The 1,098-nt window shown below is 71.0% G+C and carries 2 protein-coding genes; both read left to right on the top strand.

The features are described from left to right. Positions 1–673, top strand: a 673-nt coding sequence (locus IG98_RS0143880; protein ID WP_030926500.1) for a DeoR/GlpR family DNA-binding transcription regulator, incomplete at its 5' end; no start/stop codon positions are given. After that, the coding region (locus IG98_RS0143875; RefSeq protein WP_030926502.1) for a PfkB family carbohydrate kinase at positions 670–1,098 on the top strand (429 nt) is incomplete at its 3' end. The genes IG98_RS0143880 and IG98_RS0143875, both read left to right, overlap by 4 nt.

The raw sequence follows: 1,098 nt of genomic DNA, 5'->3' as shown, positions 1-1,098 counted from the left end.
CGTCACGACTGAGACGATCCGCCGGGATCTGACCGCATTGGAGCGTTCGGGGGTGCTGCGGCGCGTGCACGGCGGGGCGATCCCGGTCGAGCGCCTCGGTTTCGAGCCCGCCCTCGCGACGCGCGACGAGGTGATGACAGCGGAGAAGGAACGTATCGCGAAGGCGGCGCTGGCCGAGCTTCCCGAGGACGGCGCGATCATCATCGACGCGGGCACGACGACGGGCCGTCTGGTGCAGGCGCTGCCGACCGACCGGGAGTTGACGGTGATCGTGAACTCCCCACCGCTGGCGACGACACTGGCCACCCGCGCGAACCTGACGGTGATCATGTTGGGTGGTCGGGTGCGGGGGCGGACTTTGGCCACCGTTGATGACTGGGCGCTGCGGCCGTTGGCCGAGTTGCATGTGGACGTGGCGTTCATGGCGGCCAACGGCTGTTCGGTGGCCAAGGGACTGACGACCCCGGACCCGGCCGAGGCCGCGATCAAACGGGCGATGGTCGCCGCGGCGCAGCGATGCGTGCTGCTGGCCGATCACACCAAGTTCGCCAACACCTATCTGGCCCGGTTCGCCGCGCTCCAGGAGATCGATGTGGTGATCAGTGACATGGGGCTCGACAGCGGGGTGGCGGCCGAGATGGCCGCGGCCGGGCCCGAGGTGATCCGGGCGTGATCGTCACCTTGACCCTCAATCCCAGCCTGGATCGCACGATCGAGGTCGCCGCGCTGGCTCGCGGGGCGGTGATCCGGGCGGCCGCGACGCATCTGGATCCCGGTGGCAAGGGGGTCAACGTCTCGCGGGCGTTGCTGGCCAACCGGGTTCGCTCGTGTGCGGTGGTGCCCTTCGGCGGGGACGAGGGGCGCCGGCTGGTGGGTCTGCTCTCAGCCGAGGGGATCGAGATGGTCACCGTGCCGGTGGCCGGGGCGACCCGGTCCAATGTCGCGCTGGCCGAGCCCGATGGCACGGTGACGAAGGTCAACGAGCCGGGCACGGCGTTGTCGGCGGCGGAGTTGGAGGCGTTGGCCACCGCGGTGCTGGGGGCGGCCGGCTCGGCGGACTGGGTGGTGGCCTCGGGGAGTCTGCCGCCGCGGGTGCCG

The sequence above is a fragment of the Streptosporangium amethystogenes genome (assembly GCF_000721075.1).
Taxonomy (GTDB): Bacteria; Actinomycetota; Actinomycetes; order Streptosporangiales; family Streptosporangiaceae; genus Streptosporangium; species Streptosporangium amethystogenes.
Note: the sequence above shows the minus strand (reverse complement) of the source record. Positions and strands in the feature narration are given on the sequence as shown.